Origin of the sequence: Gordonia sp. JH63 (assembly GCF_009856645.1) — a bacterium.
Taxonomy (GTDB): domain Bacteria; phylum Actinomycetota; class Actinomycetes; order Mycobacteriales; family Mycobacteriaceae; genus Gordonia; species Gordonia hongkongensis.
The window spans coordinates 485,448-500,837 of sequence record NZ_CP047235.1; the positions used below are offsets into that span (position 1 = coordinate 485,448).

The window sequence follows — 15,390 nt, forward strand, 5'->3', positions numbered from 1 at the left end:
GTGCTCAGTCCCAACTCAGTCCGCCACGGCGCCACTCGTAGGCGTACGCGACGGAGACGTTGACGATGAAAAGGAGCATGGCCATGAGGCCGAACCACCCGAGTGAGTCGAAGGCGACCGCCCACGGGTAGAGGAACACGATCTCGATGTCGAAGATGATGAAGAGCATCGCGGTGAGGTAGTACTTGACCGGTACGCGCTGGATCGAGCCGGTGGCCACCGTGCCGCCGGCGGTGCGTCGCGTCGGGTAGAGCAGACTCTGTTCGACCGGCTCGATGCCGCACTCGTAGGGCTCGAGTTTGGCGCGGTTGTACCGTTTCGGACCGATCGCGATGCCGATGAAGACGCTGAAAACGGCAAACGCCACGCCGATTGCCCCGAGGACCATGATCGGGACGTAGGCGTTCAAAGCGCGGACCCCTCCTCGCTTGTGGCGACCGGAAGGCATCTGTTCGGTGCGGGCCGGCCCGGGTGTTCGTCCTATCCGTGCCGTCGGCCGATCTGGTCCGGCAGTACGAATGTGAGCTGCAACACAAGCCTAGTGTGAGTGTGTGGCGCGAGTCACTGTTTTCTAGAGTTCGGCGTTTCCGATCATGCCGACGAACGCACGCGGAAGAGTGATCGGATCGACGGGCAGGACGGCCACGGCGTCCGCGCGGGACCAGTCCGCGAGCCACCGGTCGTCGGCACGCCCGAGCAGGACGAGCACGGGTGGACAGGGATCGAGTTCGTCTTTCATCTGCTTGGCCAGGCCCATGCCACCGGCCGGGGTGGCTTCCCCGTCGGCGATCACGGCGTCGACGACACCGGCGTCGAGCTGCGCGAACACCATTGGGGCGGTGGCGACCTCGATGTAGCTGACCGGTGGGATGTCCGGGTCGGGCCGGGTTCCGATCGCGCCGATGACCTGCGCGCGGGTCTGCGCGTCGTCGGAATAGACCAGCACCCGCAGGGCCCGCGCAGACTGGGAGTCGGTCACGGTTGGCATGCTACAACCCGGCACCCTCGCCGAGCCCTGGAACATGCGCGCGTCTGCACATCGGCGTCACGAGCGTGCGCCGCGCTCAGTGCTCGGTGGAGAACCCCGTGCGACGCCGGTGCACCTCGAGCGCGAACGTGACGAGCTGATCGATCAGGTCCGGGTAGGGCACGCCGGTCGCCTCCCACAGCTTGGGGTACATCGATCCCGGGGTGAACCCCGGGATGGTGTTGACCTCGTTGAGCAGCCAGCCACGGCCGGACTCCTCGTAGAAGAAGTCGACGCGGGCCATGCCGGTGCAGCGCATCGCGGTGAACGTCCTCGCCGCGAGCTCGCGGACCTCGGCGGCCGCCGCGTCGGACACCGCAGCGGGGATGACCAGCTGGGCGGCGCCGGTGACGTACTTGTCCTCGTAGTCGTAGAACTCGCTCCCGGGTTTGATCTCGCCCGGCACCGAGGTCTCGGGCGCCGTGTCACCGAGAACGGCGACCTCGATCTCGCGCCCGGTGACGGCCTCCTCGATGATGACCACGTTGTCGTATCGGAGCGCGAGATTCACCGCCGCGTCGAGTTCGGCCTCGTCGTGCGCCTTGGTGATGCCCACCGACGAGCCGAGGTTCGCCGGCTTGACGAACACCGGGAGCCCCAGCGCGTCGATCGCGCGGGCGGTGATCGTCTCCGGGTCGTCGACACCGTCGCGGAACTCGACCCAGCGGCACTGCGGGATGCCTGCCTGCTCGGCGACGATCTTGGCCATCGCCTTGTCCATGCATACCGCGGACGACAACACACCCGCGCCCACATACGGCAGCTTGAACAGCTCGAGCATCCCCTGGATGGTGCCGTCCTCACCGTGCGGTCCATGGAGAAGGGGAAGGACGACCGTGATGGCCTCGTCCGCGTGACCACGCAGTTCGGTCAGCGGGTCGACGGCGGTTCCGGCGACCTCGAGGGTGTCGGGGAGTGGCGTGCCGTCGGCGATGGCGGCGATCGCCTTGTCGTTGCGCAACCACGTGCCGTCCTTGGCGATGCCGATGGGGACCAGGTCGTATTTGGCCCGGTCGGCCGCGGCCAGGACATGAGCCGCTGTGACCCGCGACACATCGTGCTCGGCGGAGACGCCACCGTAGAGAACCACCAGACGCAACAGCCGAGAAGACATGCCTGTCACGATACGGCCCCGTGCAATCGGGTTCTCGGCGTGTGCTGGGGACTCGGCTAGCGTGAGACCGTGCATTTCAGAGCAAGCGAGGTCGCGGAGGCCGTGGGCGGGGAGCTGCTGGGCCCCGACGTGCAGATCGACGGGGCGAGCATCGACTCGCGGAGTGTTCGGCCGGGCCAGCTGTTCGTGCCGATCGTCGCCGAGCGCGACGGCCACGATTTCATCAAGTCCGCACTCGACGGCGGGGCCACCGCCTACCTCTCCTCGAGGGTCGACCCGGTCGGCGGGACCGCCATCCGCGTCGCCGACACCGCGCTCGCCCTCGCCGACCTCGGTCGAGCGGTCCGCGCCCGGGTCCCCGATCGCGTGGTGGGCATCACCGGCTCGGTAGGCAAGACCTCGACCAAGGATCTGCTCGCGGGTGTGCTGCGCACCACCTACCGCACCGCGGCGAGCGAGAAGTCGTTCAACAACGAGCTCGGGCTGCCGATCACCCTCGCCGCGGCCGCCGACGACGTGGAGGCGGTGGTCCTCGAGATGGGCGCCCGCGGCGTCGGGCACATCGACCTGCTGTGTTCCATCGCGAAACCGACGGTCGGCGTGATCACCCGCGTCGAGGGCGTGCACCTGGAGCTGTTCGGTGACATCGAGTCCGTCGCGCGCGCGAAGGGTGAACTGGTGGAATCGCTCCCGGCCGACGGGATCGCGGTGCTCAATGCCGACCATCGGTACGTCGCGGCGATGGCGGATCGCACCTCGGCGCGTGTCCTGCGCTACGGGCTGTCGCCGGACGCCGATGTGTACGCGTCCGACATCGTCCTGGACGACGAGTTGCGCGCGACGTTCCGGCTGCACACACCGTGGGGTTCGACGGAGGTCCGACTGGGCGCCCGCGGCGAGCACCAGGTCCCCAACGCGCTGGCGGCGGCGGCTGCCGCCGGCGGGCTAGGGGTGCCGGTCGAGTCGATGGCGGACGGGTTCCTCGCCGCCGAATTGTCCGGTCTACGAATGGAACTCGCCACCTCGTCGCGAGGCGTCACGGTCCTCAACGATGCCTACAACGCCAACCCGACGTCGATGTCGGCTGCGCTGCGGTCGCTGGCGACACTCCCCGCGTCGCGTCGGGTGGCGGTTCTCGGCACCATGGCCGAACTCGGCGCCGACTCGCCAGACCAGCACCGTGCGATCGCACTGGAGGCCAGGGATCTGGGCATCGAGGTCATCGCGGTCGCCGAGGCCGACTACGGTGACACCGCTCGGCACGTTTCCGACGTCGACGGCGTGTCGGCCGAACTCGGCGACCTCGACGACGGGACCGCAGTGCTGGTCAAGGGGAGTCGGGTCGCGGCGCTCGAGCGCGTGGCGGAGGCGCTGCTGGACTGAGGGGGGTTTCGACAAGCTCAACCGGCGGGGGAGAGCTCAACCGGCGGGCATCAGTGGTGGAAGTGTGACCCGTCGCCCTCGCGTGGCATCGGGCTCTCCAGGCGGTTGAGGAAGTCGACCTCGGTCCGGATGTCGGCGATGAGTGCACGGGCGAGGTCGTGACTCAGCCCGGCGCGCACGACGATTCGCTGCACGGTCAGGTCGGCGAGGTCGTCGGCCATCGGGTATGCGGGAACGAGCCAGCCCTTCATGCGCAGGCGGTCGGACAGGTCGTAGAGGTTCCAGTTCTCGCTGTGCCCGGCCTTCAGTTTCCAGGCGAAGACCGGGATCGTGTCGCCCTTGCTGACCAATTCGAGGCCGTCGATCTGGGCGATCTGTCCGGAAAGCCATTGCGCCACATCGAGAGAACCCTGCTGGACCTGGGTGAAGCCGTCGCGGCCGAGCCGCAGGAACACGTAGTACTGCAGCAGGACCTGTGCGCCGGGGCGGGAGAAGTTGAGTGCCAGGGTCGGCATGTCGCCGCCGAGGTAGGAGCAGTGGAACACCATGCTCTCGGGCAGTGCGTCGGTGTCGCGCCACACGATCCAGCCGACACCTGGATAGACCAGTCCGTACTTGTGGCCCGAGGTGTTGATCGAGACGACACGGTCGACACGGAAGTCCCATTCGAGGTCCGGCTGACAGAAGGGGGCGATCATCGCACCCGACGCGCCGTCGATGTGGATCTTGACGTCGAGCCCGGTGTCGGCCTGGATCTCGTCGAGCTTGGCCGCGATCGCGGTCACCGGCTCGTACATCCCGGTGTAGGTCTGTCCCATGATGGCGACGACCCCGATCGTGTTCTCGTCCACGTACTTCTCGAGCTCGTGACCGTCGAGGACGAGGTGGTCGGGGCTGATCGGTACCCATTTGGGCTCGACCTCGAAGTAGTTGCAGAACTTCTCCCAGCACACCTGGACCGCCGTCGACAGCACGATGTTGGGATTCTCGGTCGACTTGCCCTCGGCGCGGCGCCGGGTCTGCCAGTGCCGTTTGAGCGCGAGCCCACCGAGCATGCAGGCCTCCGACGAGCCGATCGTCGAGGTACCGATCGCGTTGTCGACGTCCGGGTTGTGCCACAGGTCGGCGAGGATGCGCCAGCACCGGTCCTCGATCGCGGCCGTCTGCGGGTACTCGTCCTTGTCGATCATGTTCTTGTCGAACGTCTCCGAGTACAACTTCTTCGCCTCGTCGTCCATCCACGTCGACACAAAGGTCGCGAGGTTGAGGCGGGCGTTCCCGTCGAGCATCGCCTCGTCATGCACGATCTGATATGCCGTGTCGGACAACAACATCGAGTCACCCAGTGCGAACTTGGGGAGGTCGGTCGCCTCGCCGTCGCGGTTGAAGACGGTGCGCAGGGTCATCGCATCGCCGATGTTGGTGGTGGCGCGGGCGCCACCGCTCTTGTTGTGGACGCCCGGGTCGGTGGTCATGGACACCGAACCTATCCGACCCGGACGACCGGCGGGTGGCGATCTTTCACCCTCGTCCCGCGTTTGCGTGGATCACCTCCCGCAGGTAGACGGCCAGGCCGGGGGCCTGCGCGTCGTAGTGCTCGGTGAACCGCGGGTCGGCGACGTACATGTCGGCAAGGCACACCTGCATGGCGTGATCACAGTCGTAGAAGCGCCCGATCTGTGCGCGGTGCTCTTCGGCGAGCGAGTTCGCCTCGGCGGTGCCAGGAGTCACCCCGCGACGCATCGCGTCCGCGAGCCGCCGTTCCAGGTCGTCGGTCTCGTCCTTGATGCGCTGCCAGTCCTCCTTGGAGAACTGTTCGGTCCGCTTCTGGCTCTGCTTCCAGGCGTCGGTGTTCCCCCAGCGTTCCTCGGCCTCGGCGGCGTACTCCTCGCCTGGCCATTGGTCGCCGAAGATCTCGGCCTGCTCGGCCGCCGACAGGGCGATGCCTTCCTTTTTTGCGTTCATCATCTCCTCCAGTGAGGCGACCATCCGGAGCAGGCGATCGATCCGTTCGGTCAGCAACTCGCGCTGCGTCTCGAGGTGACCCATGGGGTCCACGTCCGGATCGTCGAGCAGGGTCGCAATCTGCTCGAGGGAAAAGCCGAGCTCACGGTAGGTGAGTACCTGGTGGAGACGTTCGACGTCGGTGTCGTCGTAGACGCGATACCCGGCTGGTGTCCGACCGGACGGCACCACCAGGCCGATCTGGTCGTAGTGATGCAGCGTGCGGATGCTGACGCCGACCATGCCGGCGACGACACCGACGGTCAGCTCCCGGGTGTCCACCTTGGAAGTGTGCTTTTCCTCGCTCACATCGACAACCCTGCTGCCTGACGTCGCGTGAGGGTCAAGTGTGCGGAGCGACCGGTGCCGTCGGCGTCACAGAAACTTGACATGTGTATCAGATTGGAAACTGGGGTACGTGTGCACCGATCTCGGGCCGTCGGCCCGGTACTGTTGGTATCACCTGCAACACCAGTAACACGCGTACCACGATCTGGAGTCACCGCATGTCCGTGCCGTATGGCCGCAGCCCCCGCCGAGGCCTCGGCATCCGAACCCTGCTGACGGCGGCGGCCACCATCCTCGCTCTCCTCGCCGGACTCGTCACGGCCGGCGGGGCCCAGGCAGCGGACGGATACGCATACGTGAATCTCGGTGACAGCTACAGCGCAGGCGCATCGGTGTTCCCCCAGGCGACGAGCGCGGCGACCTTCTGCTCGAACTCGGCGATCAACTACTCCAGCCTCGTTGCCAAACGACGCGGGACCGAGGTCGTCGATGTCAGTTGCGCGGGCGCGACGACCGAAGACCTCACCAAGTCGCAGTATCGGTGGCAGGGACCGCAGATCAGCGCGATCGGACCGGCCACCCGCTTGATCACCCTCACGATCGGCGCGAACAACAACGGACTGTTCAGCAATTCGACCTCGGCCTGCCAGCGGGCGTGGATGGCCGCGCCGTTGTCAGCGACCCCATGTCGCGACGAGTTCGGTACCTCGTTGGTCGACGAGATCAAATCCTCGACCTACCCCGACCTCGTGAACGCCCTGCGCCTCGTCGGCCGCGAAGCGCCGCGCGCACGCGTCGTCCTCGTCGGATATCCGCAGATCTTCCCGGCCACGGGTTCGGCGCTCTGCTCGGCGTCGTTGCTCACCACGCCCGGGGACACCGCGTACCTGCATCGTGTCTTCAAAGCCCTCAACGCCGCCATGCGCCGCGCCGCCGCAGCCACCCGCGTGACCTTCGTCGACATGACCAAGGTCTCCGCGGGCCACGACGCCTGCGCGGGCGAACGGCGATGGGTCGAGCCGACGCTGGGTGCGGTCAGCTTCCCCGCGATGCACGCCAACGCGCGCGGTCAAAAGGCGATGGCCGAGCAGGTCGAAGCCGCGCTGCGCTGAGGGACCGTTGTGTTGGCTGCTCGCTGCCTGGAAACACCTTCGCACTCGGAGGCAGGGATGGAAGTGGCGCGTGGTCGGAAGTTCTGATCGATTTACCGGGCGGAAGCGGACGACGGCTCGCCTCGATCCGACAACCTGAAGTCAAACGCACACCATTCCAATACCCGGAAAGCGGCGGTTATGTCCGACCAAATTCACTCGTCCATATATTCCGGACCGTCGTAATCGGGTTCGACCTGGTATCGCTCATCTAATGACTCGTGCTCTTGCTCGGTCACCTGCTGGGGCACCTGTGCTGCAACAAGTTCAGGGGCGGTCAGGAGCTCAAGTCCGCAAATATGGCATTTAAGTTCGTCGATGAGGTAAATTTCGTCGCGAATTACCGTATCGCCGTCCAAGTGCTCACGGGCGCTGCGGACATAAGTCTTCGGGGCGTAAACTTCGTGCTCACAGGCGGGGCACTTCACGGTTGCAGTCGTACGCTGCCGCGTAAACCACTCCAGACCAGTTGGCTTAGCCGCCGCGACGCGTGCATCGATTTCGTCCTGTCTCAGTTTGTGCAGGAAGCCTTGCGCCGCCTTAATCTTCAAATTGACTTCGTGAGCAACTTTCTTGTCGGCCTCGTCAAGGAGTCGCTCTCCAAGCTTCACGACGTCGTCGTCAAGGATATCTTGGGGATCAATCGTCAACTGTCGGCAAATGATCTTGACGACCCGTACCAGTTTAGGTAGCCAGACGTCATTCGATACTTCACTCACAGCGGCGTTGGACGCATGCAGCTCCGCGTTTCTCAGATTCATGAGAAACAAAGAGTCGGCAACTGCGCCGCCGGCAAACTCTGGCACAATCCGCGCCAAGCGGTCGATCACCACACCGCTCGTTACGCTCTTCGGGTCCTTGGGGGTCGTGACGCCGTTAGCGGCGAGCAAACTGTCATTATCGTTTGTCGCGGCAAGGAGGCTTGGATGTAGTTTCGCTAAGGGCGCCCGTAACAGGAACTCGAACCCTAGAAGGTGCCAGATCGTGAATTCGTCGTCATCGGAGTGCTCGTGCTCCGCACCACGTGTGAAGTAGAGCTTGGCCTTACCGATAAACCCGTCGTAGTCCCACACCTGAAGTGCCTCACTTAATTATGAACGTTCGAACCAGAGCACGCCCAGTGGCGGCGGATACCGATGGCCGCCGGTGCATGACTCGATGATTATCCAGTATGAGAATCCGGCCCGGTTGCCAGGCGACCTCACCGGTCGGATGGGCGCCCTCCACGGCTGCGCGCGCTGAGTCGGGGCCGACGGGTGTTGCTCGCGGGTCCCAACGCAGCTTCCAGGTGTTCGGACCAGAGCTGACGAAGGCTGGTAGATAAGCGTTCCGACCAGACTCTTGGCGGATAAGCAGGGTCAGACGGCGAAGCGCTTGCTTTAAATCATCGGATGGCGAACAGATCTGAGTTGACGTCGGACGTGTGGCCTCAATGCACCTTAGAACCATCCACTGAGGTGGGTTCAGCGCGATCGCCCCATCAGTGTGCCAGGGAAACGTGCCCAGTCCGACACTGGCAGAGTGGGTGCCTTTACGGGCATCAACGGCAACCGTTGGACGAAGCACTTGGCGACGCACCTCGGCACTTCCGAGCCTAGCTGCCAACGTACTGAAGATTCGTTCCTCATCGGTCCACGTCCAGCCTCTTGAGCTTAGGAGCGCCAGGTGCCTAGCTTCTTGCACAGCTCCAAGGCTCGCACAGGCTAGCGGTCAGGTCGAAGCGGGAGCGGACTAACTGCGTCCCCGCCTGCGGGACAGTCATAAGGCCTTTGTCGGCTTATGCGACGGGCAACCGGGTTTGGGCCGAAGTGGACCGCACAATTCTGGAATGCGCGGCCACACAAGCACGTCGTTCTGCGCCGGGCCCAGTTGCAGAACACCAGCAAGCCCGGAAGGGGTGCCTCGATCAGGGCACTCACCTCACGGCGCGAAACCGATGACCGCGGTGCCCTTCTGGCAGGCCGCGAGGACGCCTTCGAGCTGAGACGGCGCGCAGGTCCAGCCGGCCACCGACTGCTGCTGACCGGTGGTGATCTTCGGTCCGTACTGGGTGGCGATGGTCCGTGCCGAATCGCAGGACACGTCACCGGCGAGGATCATGACTCGCAACGCGCCGTCGGGGCCCGGGATGGTGCCGCAACTGGTGTCGGAATCGTCGGACGCGGTCGCACTCGACGCCGTGGTCGACACCGGCTTGCGACCGGGGACCACCGGCGGCGAGGTGGCGGGCTGTTCGGCGGACTGTGATCCCGACTCCGCGGCGCCGGCCTGAGAGGTCGACGAAGCGGTGGTCACGTCCTGTTCCGCGCCGCAGGCCACGAGCGTCGATATCGCCGCCGCGAGTCCGAGAGTCGCCGCCGCGACCCTGATCGGTCGGCGAGTGCGGCTCGTGGTGGGACCGGTGGGACGAGTTCTGCGCGACATGGTTCACCACGGTAGCGAATGCGGTGTCGTCGACCGCACAGGTAGCCGGCGCCGGCCGTCGGTTTGGGGTGGGCGCGCCCGACCTGCGAAGATGCTGGACGTGAGCAGTACCGGAACCGAAGTCGCCGACCCCACCTACGCCGTCGGCACCACCCTCGCCGGCACCCGTGGGCGCACGGGGACGATCACCACACCGCATGGTCCGATCCACACCCCCGCGTTCATCCCCGTCGGTACCAAGGCCACCGTGAAGACGGTCCTCCCGGAATCGGTCTCTGCCCTCGGCGCCCAGGCCGTGCTCGCCAACGCCTACCACCTGTATCTGCAGCCGGGGCCGGAGATCATCGACGCGGCCGGCGGGCTCGGCGCGTTCATGAACTGGCGGGGGCCCACGTACACCGACAGCGGCGGCTTCCAGGTGATGTCGCTGGGTGCGGGGTTCAAGAAGGTCATCTCGATGGAGGCCACCGGCACCCCCGACGACGACCTCACCGCCAACGGCAAAGAACGGCTCTCGCGGGTCGACGACGACGGGGTGACCTTCAAGTCGCACCTCGACGGTTCGGCGCATCGTTTCACGCCGGAGGTGTCGATGCAGATCCAACACCAGCTGGGGGCCGACATCATCTTCGCCTTCGACGAGCTGACCACCCTGATGAACACTCGCGAGTACCAGGTGAATTCGCTCGAGCGCACCCGGTTGTGGGCGATTCGCTGTCTCGCCGAACACAATCGGTTGAGCGTCGAACGCGCACACCGGCCGCAACAGTCGCTCTGGGGTGTCATCCAGGGCGCCCAGTACGAGGATCTGCGGCGCAAGGCCGCCCGTGACCTCGTCGCCTTGAGCGAGGCGGACCGCGCTGCCGGCGGAAAGGGCTTCGGCGGTTACGGCATCGGCGGAGCACTCGAGAAGGACAACCTCGGCACCATCGTCGGCTGGGTCAACGACGAACTCCCAGAGGACTCCCCGAAACACCTCTTGGGGATCAGTGAACCCGACGACATCTTCACCGCCATCGAGAACGGCGTCGATACCTTCGACTGCGTATCGCCGACCCGGGTCGCCCGCAACGGTGCGATCTACTCACTGGACGGCCGGTACAACGTCACGAATGCCAAGTATCGCAGTGACTTCCGGCCGCTCGACCCCGAGGTCGAGAACTACACGTCGCAGTACAGCCGGGCCTACCTGCATCATCTGTTCAAGGCGAAGGAAGGCCTCGGCCCCACGCTGGCGACGCTGCACAACGTGTCCTTCATCGTCACGCTCGTCGACCGGGCCCGCCAGGCCATCGAGAACGGCACATACACCGAGTACCGCGACGAGTTCCTCCGGCGTTACTACGGAGGTCCCCGGTAGGCGTAAAACACTGCTAGAAGGGCGGTGGGTTGGCGTCGTTCCAGCGCTTCTCGGCGCGTTGGTGGCGTCGGAAGTCGTTGTCGCGCTGGGTGTTGAGTCTGTCGCGGGCGGGGTGATCGGGTGACCGTCTGGGGAAGAGCTTGTTGAACAGGTCGCGTCCGCTGAAGGCGTTGCCGACGAACATGTGCCCGGTGGGTGTGGTGAACCAGGCGGTCTGGAATTCGTCTTGGTGGTCCTGCCAGCTGGTGAAGGTCTTGATGCGGTGATGGAACCGGCACAGCGGTTTGAGGTTGCGCGCATCGGTCGGGCCACCGCGACGCGGGTCGGTGTGATCGAAGGGTTCGGTGTGGTCGAGATCGATCTGCCAGACCGGGGCGTTGCAGCCCGGGAAGGTGCAGCACAGTTCGCCGGCACGCACCAGGGCCTGCAGCTTCTTCGACGGGGTGTACCGCGTTGTCGAACTGTCTGCGTCTGGAGCCGGTGAACCGTCGGGTCCGGTAGGAGCGGGGTGGATGTAGGTGCGGCGCGCTTCGGCGAGCAGCTGCCGGGCGGTGTCGGCGTCGATGATGCCGTGGCGGTCGAGGAAGGCGGGATCGTTGTCGAGACCGATCAGGGTCGACAGGTTCACCACGATGTGAAACGTCGCGCGCGGCGCAGCCGAATCCGACGCCGAGGCGGCCGGCTCAGCCGGGTCATCGACAACGACGTCGGCTGACGGGTCGACGATGGTGTCCGCCTCCGTCATCGCAGCAGTTGGTGCAGGCGGCTCGACGGTCCCCACTGTCGCTGCGTCGGAGTCTGTTGCTGTGTCGGGTTCGGTTGCGGCAGGTCGGCAGTCGTCGCATAGGCACGTGATGGCGGCTTCACCGCGAGCGAGCGCTTTCATAGCATCGACCCTGCGGTTGGCCAACTTTCGCGGGTCACCGGCGTGGACCGCGGTGGCCATCGCTGTCAGGCGGGCGTCGAACTCGGCGGCATCAGCGTTGGGAAGCGTGCCGGAGATCCGGGACTGCCCGGGTGTGAAGCGGTCGGGGGTGATGGTCACCTTGCGGTCGGACTTCACCCGCTCCTTGCGTCGACGGACCGCGTCGGGCGCCCACTTGGCGACGATGGAATCGACCATGGCGGTGAACCGCGCCGTCGACATCGGTGCGCGGGCGAAGATCGCCTCGGCGAGATGGGCGTCCACGGTCTGCATCTCTTCGTCGTCGGTGATGAGATCGGTGCGCTTGAGCGCGATGAGGAAGCGCCGCTTGTCGATTCGACCACACGCGAGTGCGTGTCCGGTGAAGGAGAGTCGGTAGCGCAGTGCGTCGCCGGCCTCGATGAGATCTTTCGCCTCGGCCGGTGTCACGGTGAGGGTGGCGCCGACTTCGGCGATGGCCTGTTCGAGACCGTTGGGCCCGAACTGCTCGTAGGGGTTCTCGCCCGCGGCCACTCGCGCGGACAGGTGCTCGAAGGCTTCGAGGGAGTCGAGTTCGCCGCTGTGCGTCTCGGCGCGCCGCTGGGCGTAGTCCATTTCGCGTTCATCGTGAATGAGGCTGGCCACGACCATCATTCGGTGCGCGGACGCTGCTGCCAAGCCGGCGCAGTGGTTGAGGACCTCGACGAGTTCTGAAGCGGAGAGTTCATGGTCGGGACGAAAGCGCGGCTCGACCGACTCCTGTGGTGGGTCCACCGATGTGGATCCGGCCCCCGCCCCCGATGACATACCTCCACAATACTCGAATATATGTTCGAGTCAAGGGTCTGATCTCGGGATCTCCCGGGTTGTCTCGCAATCCAATCACGCCGCACCGACAGGACTGAAGCGTCGCCTCGGTGGCCTCGACGGGCGCGGCGTCCTCGCTTCGCTCGGTCGGCGCTGCTCGACAAGCGGGACTCTGCGGCGCTGCTCGACAAGCGGGACACGGCTCCTCTGCTCGACCAGCAGAGAACGGCGGCGCACCACAACGAGCGACGGCGGACGGGTGTCAGCGGGAGTTCTCGGCAACCATCCGTTCGCGGATGCCGCCGGCGACCCCGGTGCTGTTCGGGTTGGGGTCGTGGATCGCACCCGCGTGCGGCTCGACCGGCGTCCCCTTCTCGGTCTCGGACTTCGCCGTCGCCGCCGAGAATCGCTCGGTGATCCCGGGCATGAGGTGATGAGAAGCGTTGGCGGCCTTGGCTTTGTAGCCGACCGGTTGGTCCAGCTTCGGGTCGGTGCAGGCTGCCACGATCGCGTCGACCACGATCTGCGGATCGTCCATCGCGGACATCCGCGGTTCGTGCCCGGTTTAGTTGGCGGCGTGGACCCACCACGGGGTGTCCACGGCCCACGGCATGATGGTGCCGACCTTGATGGCGTCGTCGCCGGCCATGCGCAGCTCTTCGCTGATCGAGTGTCCGAGGCTCCGAACCGCCGCTTTCGTTGCGGCGTAGGTGTTCTGGAGTGCGATCGGTACCTCGCTGTCGACCGAGCCCACGTTGATGAGTGTGCCGCGACCCTGCGACCGGAAGACGCGCAGCGCCGCATGTGCGCCGTAGATCAGGCCCTTCAGGTTCACGTCGACGAGGCGAGCGTGGTCCTCGGTCGGGATGTCCCAGAAGTACCCGACCGCGCCGACGCCGACGTTGTTCACCCACACGTCGATCGATTCGAGCCATTCGAGCGCGGCGGACGCGAGATGGGCGACGGCACGCGGATCGCTGACATCGGTGGGCACCGCCAGCGCCGACCCGCCCTTGCCGGTGATCTCTGCGACGACCTCGTCGAGGACCGCGGTTCGACGCGCCGCGACGACGACGTTCGCGCCGAGTTCTCCGAGTCGCACCGCGGCGCCGCGTCCGAATCCGCTCGACGCGCCGGCGATCACGACGGTGGAGCCGTTGATTTCCTTGTTGTCTGTCATGGTGATCGCCTACCCGAGGCGGGGTTCACCAAACCGAGAGGAGGCGCGCTCAGCCCGCGGCGCGGGACTGCCGGAAGGACTCGATCGCGGCGAGATCGTACGAGTTCGCCCCGGTCCCGATGCCCTGGGCGACGTGCGCGGCCACCGCGCAACCGAGTTCGGCGGAGTCGGCGAGACCGAGCCCGCGCAGCCGGCCGGTCAAGAACCCGGCGGAGAACGAGTCGCCGCAACCGGTGGTGTCCACGACGTCCACCTCGAACGCCGGCACCGCGACCACGTCGTCGCCGGTCACGACCAGCGCACCGTCGGCACCGCGGGTGAGCGCGACGCAACCGACACCGCGGTCCAGGAGCGCCCGTGCGCCGTAGGTGAGGTCGTCGGTTCCGGTCAGTCCCCGGGTCTGCTCGTCGTTGGGCAGCAGGTAGTCGAGGTGGGGAAGTGCGTCGGCGATCCACTCGAGAAGGCCGGGGTCGCCAGCCGACAGCAGATCGGCCGACGTCGTGATCCCGCGGTCGCGCGCCCGGCCGAGGAGCTCTGCGGCGACGGCGCCGCCCAGGAATTCCGGGCCGCCGAGGTGCAGGTGGTCGAGCCCGGTCAGCGCGTCTGCACCCAGGTCGTCGGGCGTGAACTGTGCGTTCGCCCCGATGCAGTGCCACGCGGGACGGTCTCCATTGGGTCGGACGGGTATGACCGATGACGACGTCTGGACCCCGGGCTTCGGAACCAGGCCGCCGGTGTCGACGCCTTCGGCGTCCAGCAGTGCGGTCAGCGAACGCCCGATCGTGTCGTCGCCGATCGCTCCGTGGGTCCGGACCGTGGCGCCCAGCCGACTGAGGACGAGCGCGGTTCCGCCCGCGGTACCGGCGGCGGAGAAACCGATGGACTGGACGAGCGCGCCGTCGGACCCCGCCGGGATGGACTCGATCCCGACGACGTGGATGTCCAGCACATGGACGCCCACGGTTGCGATCGTCGGCGGTTCGAGCCGCGGTGAGGGTGTCACGTCCGGTTCTCCTTGGGTGTCCCGTAGTCCAGCCGGATCGCCTGGGCGACAGTGGACTGCTGTTGGTCCTCGGTGAGTTCGCGAGGCCGGCCCATGCTGCTGGTCCGGTGAAAGAGGGTCGCGAGCCACTCCAGCAGCAGGGCGTTCTCCACCGCGTGGGCCAGGCTGGAGCCGCGTGCCACCGAACCGTGGTTCGCCATCAGCGCGACCTGGGTGTCGACCAGCGCGTCGGCGACGATCCCGGCGAGCTCCGGGCTCCCGAACGTGGCGTACGGCGCGACCGGGATGGCACCGCCGAGGCCGAGTTGCTGGTAGTGCAGCACCGGTAACGAGGTCAGTCCGCTGACGCAGGCGACCGCGGTCCCGAAGGGTGCGTGGGTGTGGACGATCGCCTGTGTGCCGGTTTCCTCGTAGACGCGGAGGTGCAGGTCCAGCTCGGACGACGGCGCGATCGGCCCGTCGACGACGTCGCCGGCAAGGGACACCACCGTCACGTCGGTCGCGGCACAGTTCGCGAGCACGACCCCGGTTCCGGTGATCGCGACGTGATCGCCCGCACGCGCCGACACGTTGCCGGAGGTGCCGATCAGCAGACCTTCGGCCGCCAGCCGTCGAGCGGCTGCGGCGACCTCGTCGCGTATCGACGGGTCGCTCATCGGCCGAATGCGTCGGTCCGCACTCCGCGGAGAAGGATCGCCGGGCATGTCGCGGAACTCGGAGCGCATTCGGTACGTTGGGACCACAT

At 66.3% G+C, this 15,390-nt stretch carries 15 protein-coding genes; 3 read left to right on the forward strand and 12 right to left on the reverse strand.

Features of this window, described 5'->3' with window-relative positions:
* Nucleotides 1-4: 4 nt before the first annotated feature.
* From GR168_RS02110 to GR168_RS02120, 3 genes are all read right to left on the reverse strand, one after another.
* On the reverse strand, nt 5-409 hold the full coding sequence (locus GR168_RS02110) for an NADH-quinone oxidoreductase subunit A (protein WP_004021559.1): 405 nt from the start codon (nt 407-409) through the stop codon (nt 5-7).
* A gap of 162 nt (nt 410-571) precedes the next feature.
* Nucleotides 572-979, reverse strand: a complete 408-nt coding sequence (locus GR168_RS02115) for a hypothetical protein (RefSeq protein WP_065631167.1) — start codon at nt 977-979, stop codon at nt 572-574.
* 85 nt (nt 980-1,064) lie between these two features.
* Nucleotides 1,065-2,141: a D-alanine--D-alanine ligase family protein gene (locus GR168_RS02120; protein ID WP_065631166.1), complete on the reverse strand. Its 1,077-nt coding sequence runs from the start codon at nt 2,139-2,141 to the stop codon at nt 1,065-1,067.
* A 69-nt stretch (nt 2,142-2,210) separates the two neighbouring features.
* Here GR168_RS02120 and murF point away from each other — a divergent pair, with 69 nt between their 5' ends.
* Nucleotides 2,211-3,524, forward strand: a complete 1,314-nt coding sequence (gene murF / locus GR168_RS02125) for a UDP-N-acetylmuramoyl-tripeptide--D-alanyl-D-alanine ligase (RefSeq protein WP_065631165.1) — start codon at nt 2,211-2,213, stop codon at nt 3,522-3,524.
* 50 nt (nt 3,525-3,574) lie between these two features.
* Here murF and GR168_RS02130 read toward each other — a convergent pair whose 3' ends face one another.
* Complete coding sequence (locus GR168_RS02130; RefSeq protein WP_159369891.1) at nt 3,575-4,999, reverse strand: glutamate decarboxylase; 1,425 nt, start codon at nt 4,997-4,999, stop codon at nt 3,575-3,577.
* Between the two features lie 46 nt (nt 5,000-5,045).
* Nucleotides 5,046-5,810 carry a MerR family transcriptional regulator gene (locus GR168_RS02135; RefSeq protein ID WP_159369892.1) on the reverse strand — a complete coding sequence of 255 codons (765 nt, stop codon included), beginning with the start codon at nt 5,808-5,810 and terminating at the stop codon, nt 5,046-5,048.
* 224 nt (nt 5,811-6,034) lie between these two features.
* Here GR168_RS02135 and GR168_RS02140 point away from each other — a divergent pair, with 224 nt between their 5' ends.
* Nucleotides 6,035-6,928, forward strand: a complete 894-nt coding sequence (locus tag GR168_RS02140) for an SGNH/GDSL hydrolase family protein (protein WP_065631162.1) — start codon at nt 6,035-6,037, stop codon at nt 6,926-6,928.
* Between the two features lie 194 nt (nt 6,929-7,122).
* Here GR168_RS02140 and GR168_RS02145 read toward each other — a convergent pair whose 3' ends face one another.
* On the reverse strand, nt 7,123-8,040 hold the full coding sequence (locus GR168_RS02145) for a hypothetical protein (protein ID WP_137810090.1): 918 nt from the start codon (nt 8,038-8,040) through the stop codon (nt 7,123-7,125).
* An 847-nt stretch (nt 8,041-8,887) separates the two neighbouring features.
* The gene (locus GR168_RS02155) at nt 8,888-9,391 is read right to left on the reverse strand and encodes a hypothetical protein (RefSeq protein WP_171011718.1); all 504 of its coding nucleotides are present in this window, start codon (nt 9,389-9,391) and stop codon (nt 8,888-8,890) included.
* Nucleotides 9,392-9,482: 91 nt separating this feature from the next.
* Here GR168_RS02155 and tgt point away from each other — a divergent pair, with 91 nt between their 5' ends.
* Entirely contained in the window at nt 9,483-10,751 is a 1,269-nt protein-coding gene (gene tgt / locus GR168_RS02160; RefSeq protein ID WP_159369894.1) for a tRNA guanosine(34) transglycosylase Tgt, read from the forward strand.
* A gap of 13 nt (nt 10,752-10,764) precedes the next feature.
* Here tgt and GR168_RS02165 read toward each other — a convergent pair whose 3' ends face one another.
* From GR168_RS02165 to GR168_RS02180, 5 genes are all read right to left on the reverse strand, one after another.
* Nucleotides 10,765-12,306 (reverse strand): HNH endonuclease signature motif containing protein, encoded by a 1,542-nt coding sequence (locus GR168_RS02165; RefSeq protein ID WP_238995114.1) that lies wholly within the window; start codon nt 12,304-12,306, stop codon nt 10,765-10,767.
* Between the two features lie 418 nt (nt 12,307-12,724).
* Nucleotides 12,725-13,009, reverse strand: a complete 285-nt coding sequence (locus GR168_RS23830; protein WP_238995000.1) for a hypothetical protein — start codon at nt 13,007-13,009, stop codon at nt 12,725-12,727.
* An 18-nt stretch (nt 13,010-13,027) separates the two neighbouring features.
* The gene (locus tag GR168_RS02170; RefSeq protein WP_238995001.1) at nt 13,028-13,642 is read right to left on the reverse strand and encodes an SDR family NAD(P)-dependent oxidoreductase; all 615 of its coding nucleotides are present in this window, start codon (nt 13,640-13,642) and stop codon (nt 13,028-13,030) included.
* Nucleotides 13,643-13,691: 49 nt separating this feature from the next.
* The gene (locus GR168_RS02175) at nt 13,692-14,645 is read right to left on the reverse strand and encodes a carbohydrate kinase family protein (protein WP_159369895.1); all 954 of its coding nucleotides are present in this window, start codon (nt 14,643-14,645) and stop codon (nt 13,692-13,694) included.
* Nucleotides 14,642-15,301 carry a class II aldolase/adducin family protein gene (locus tag GR168_RS02180; RefSeq protein ID WP_078111809.1) on the reverse strand — a complete coding sequence of 220 codons (660 nt, stop codon included), beginning with the start codon at nt 15,299-15,301 and terminating at the stop codon, nt 14,642-14,644. Before GR168_RS02180 ends, GR168_RS02175 begins: the two co-directional genes overlap by 4 nt.
* Between the last annotated feature and the right edge of the window lie 89 nt (nt 15,302-15,390).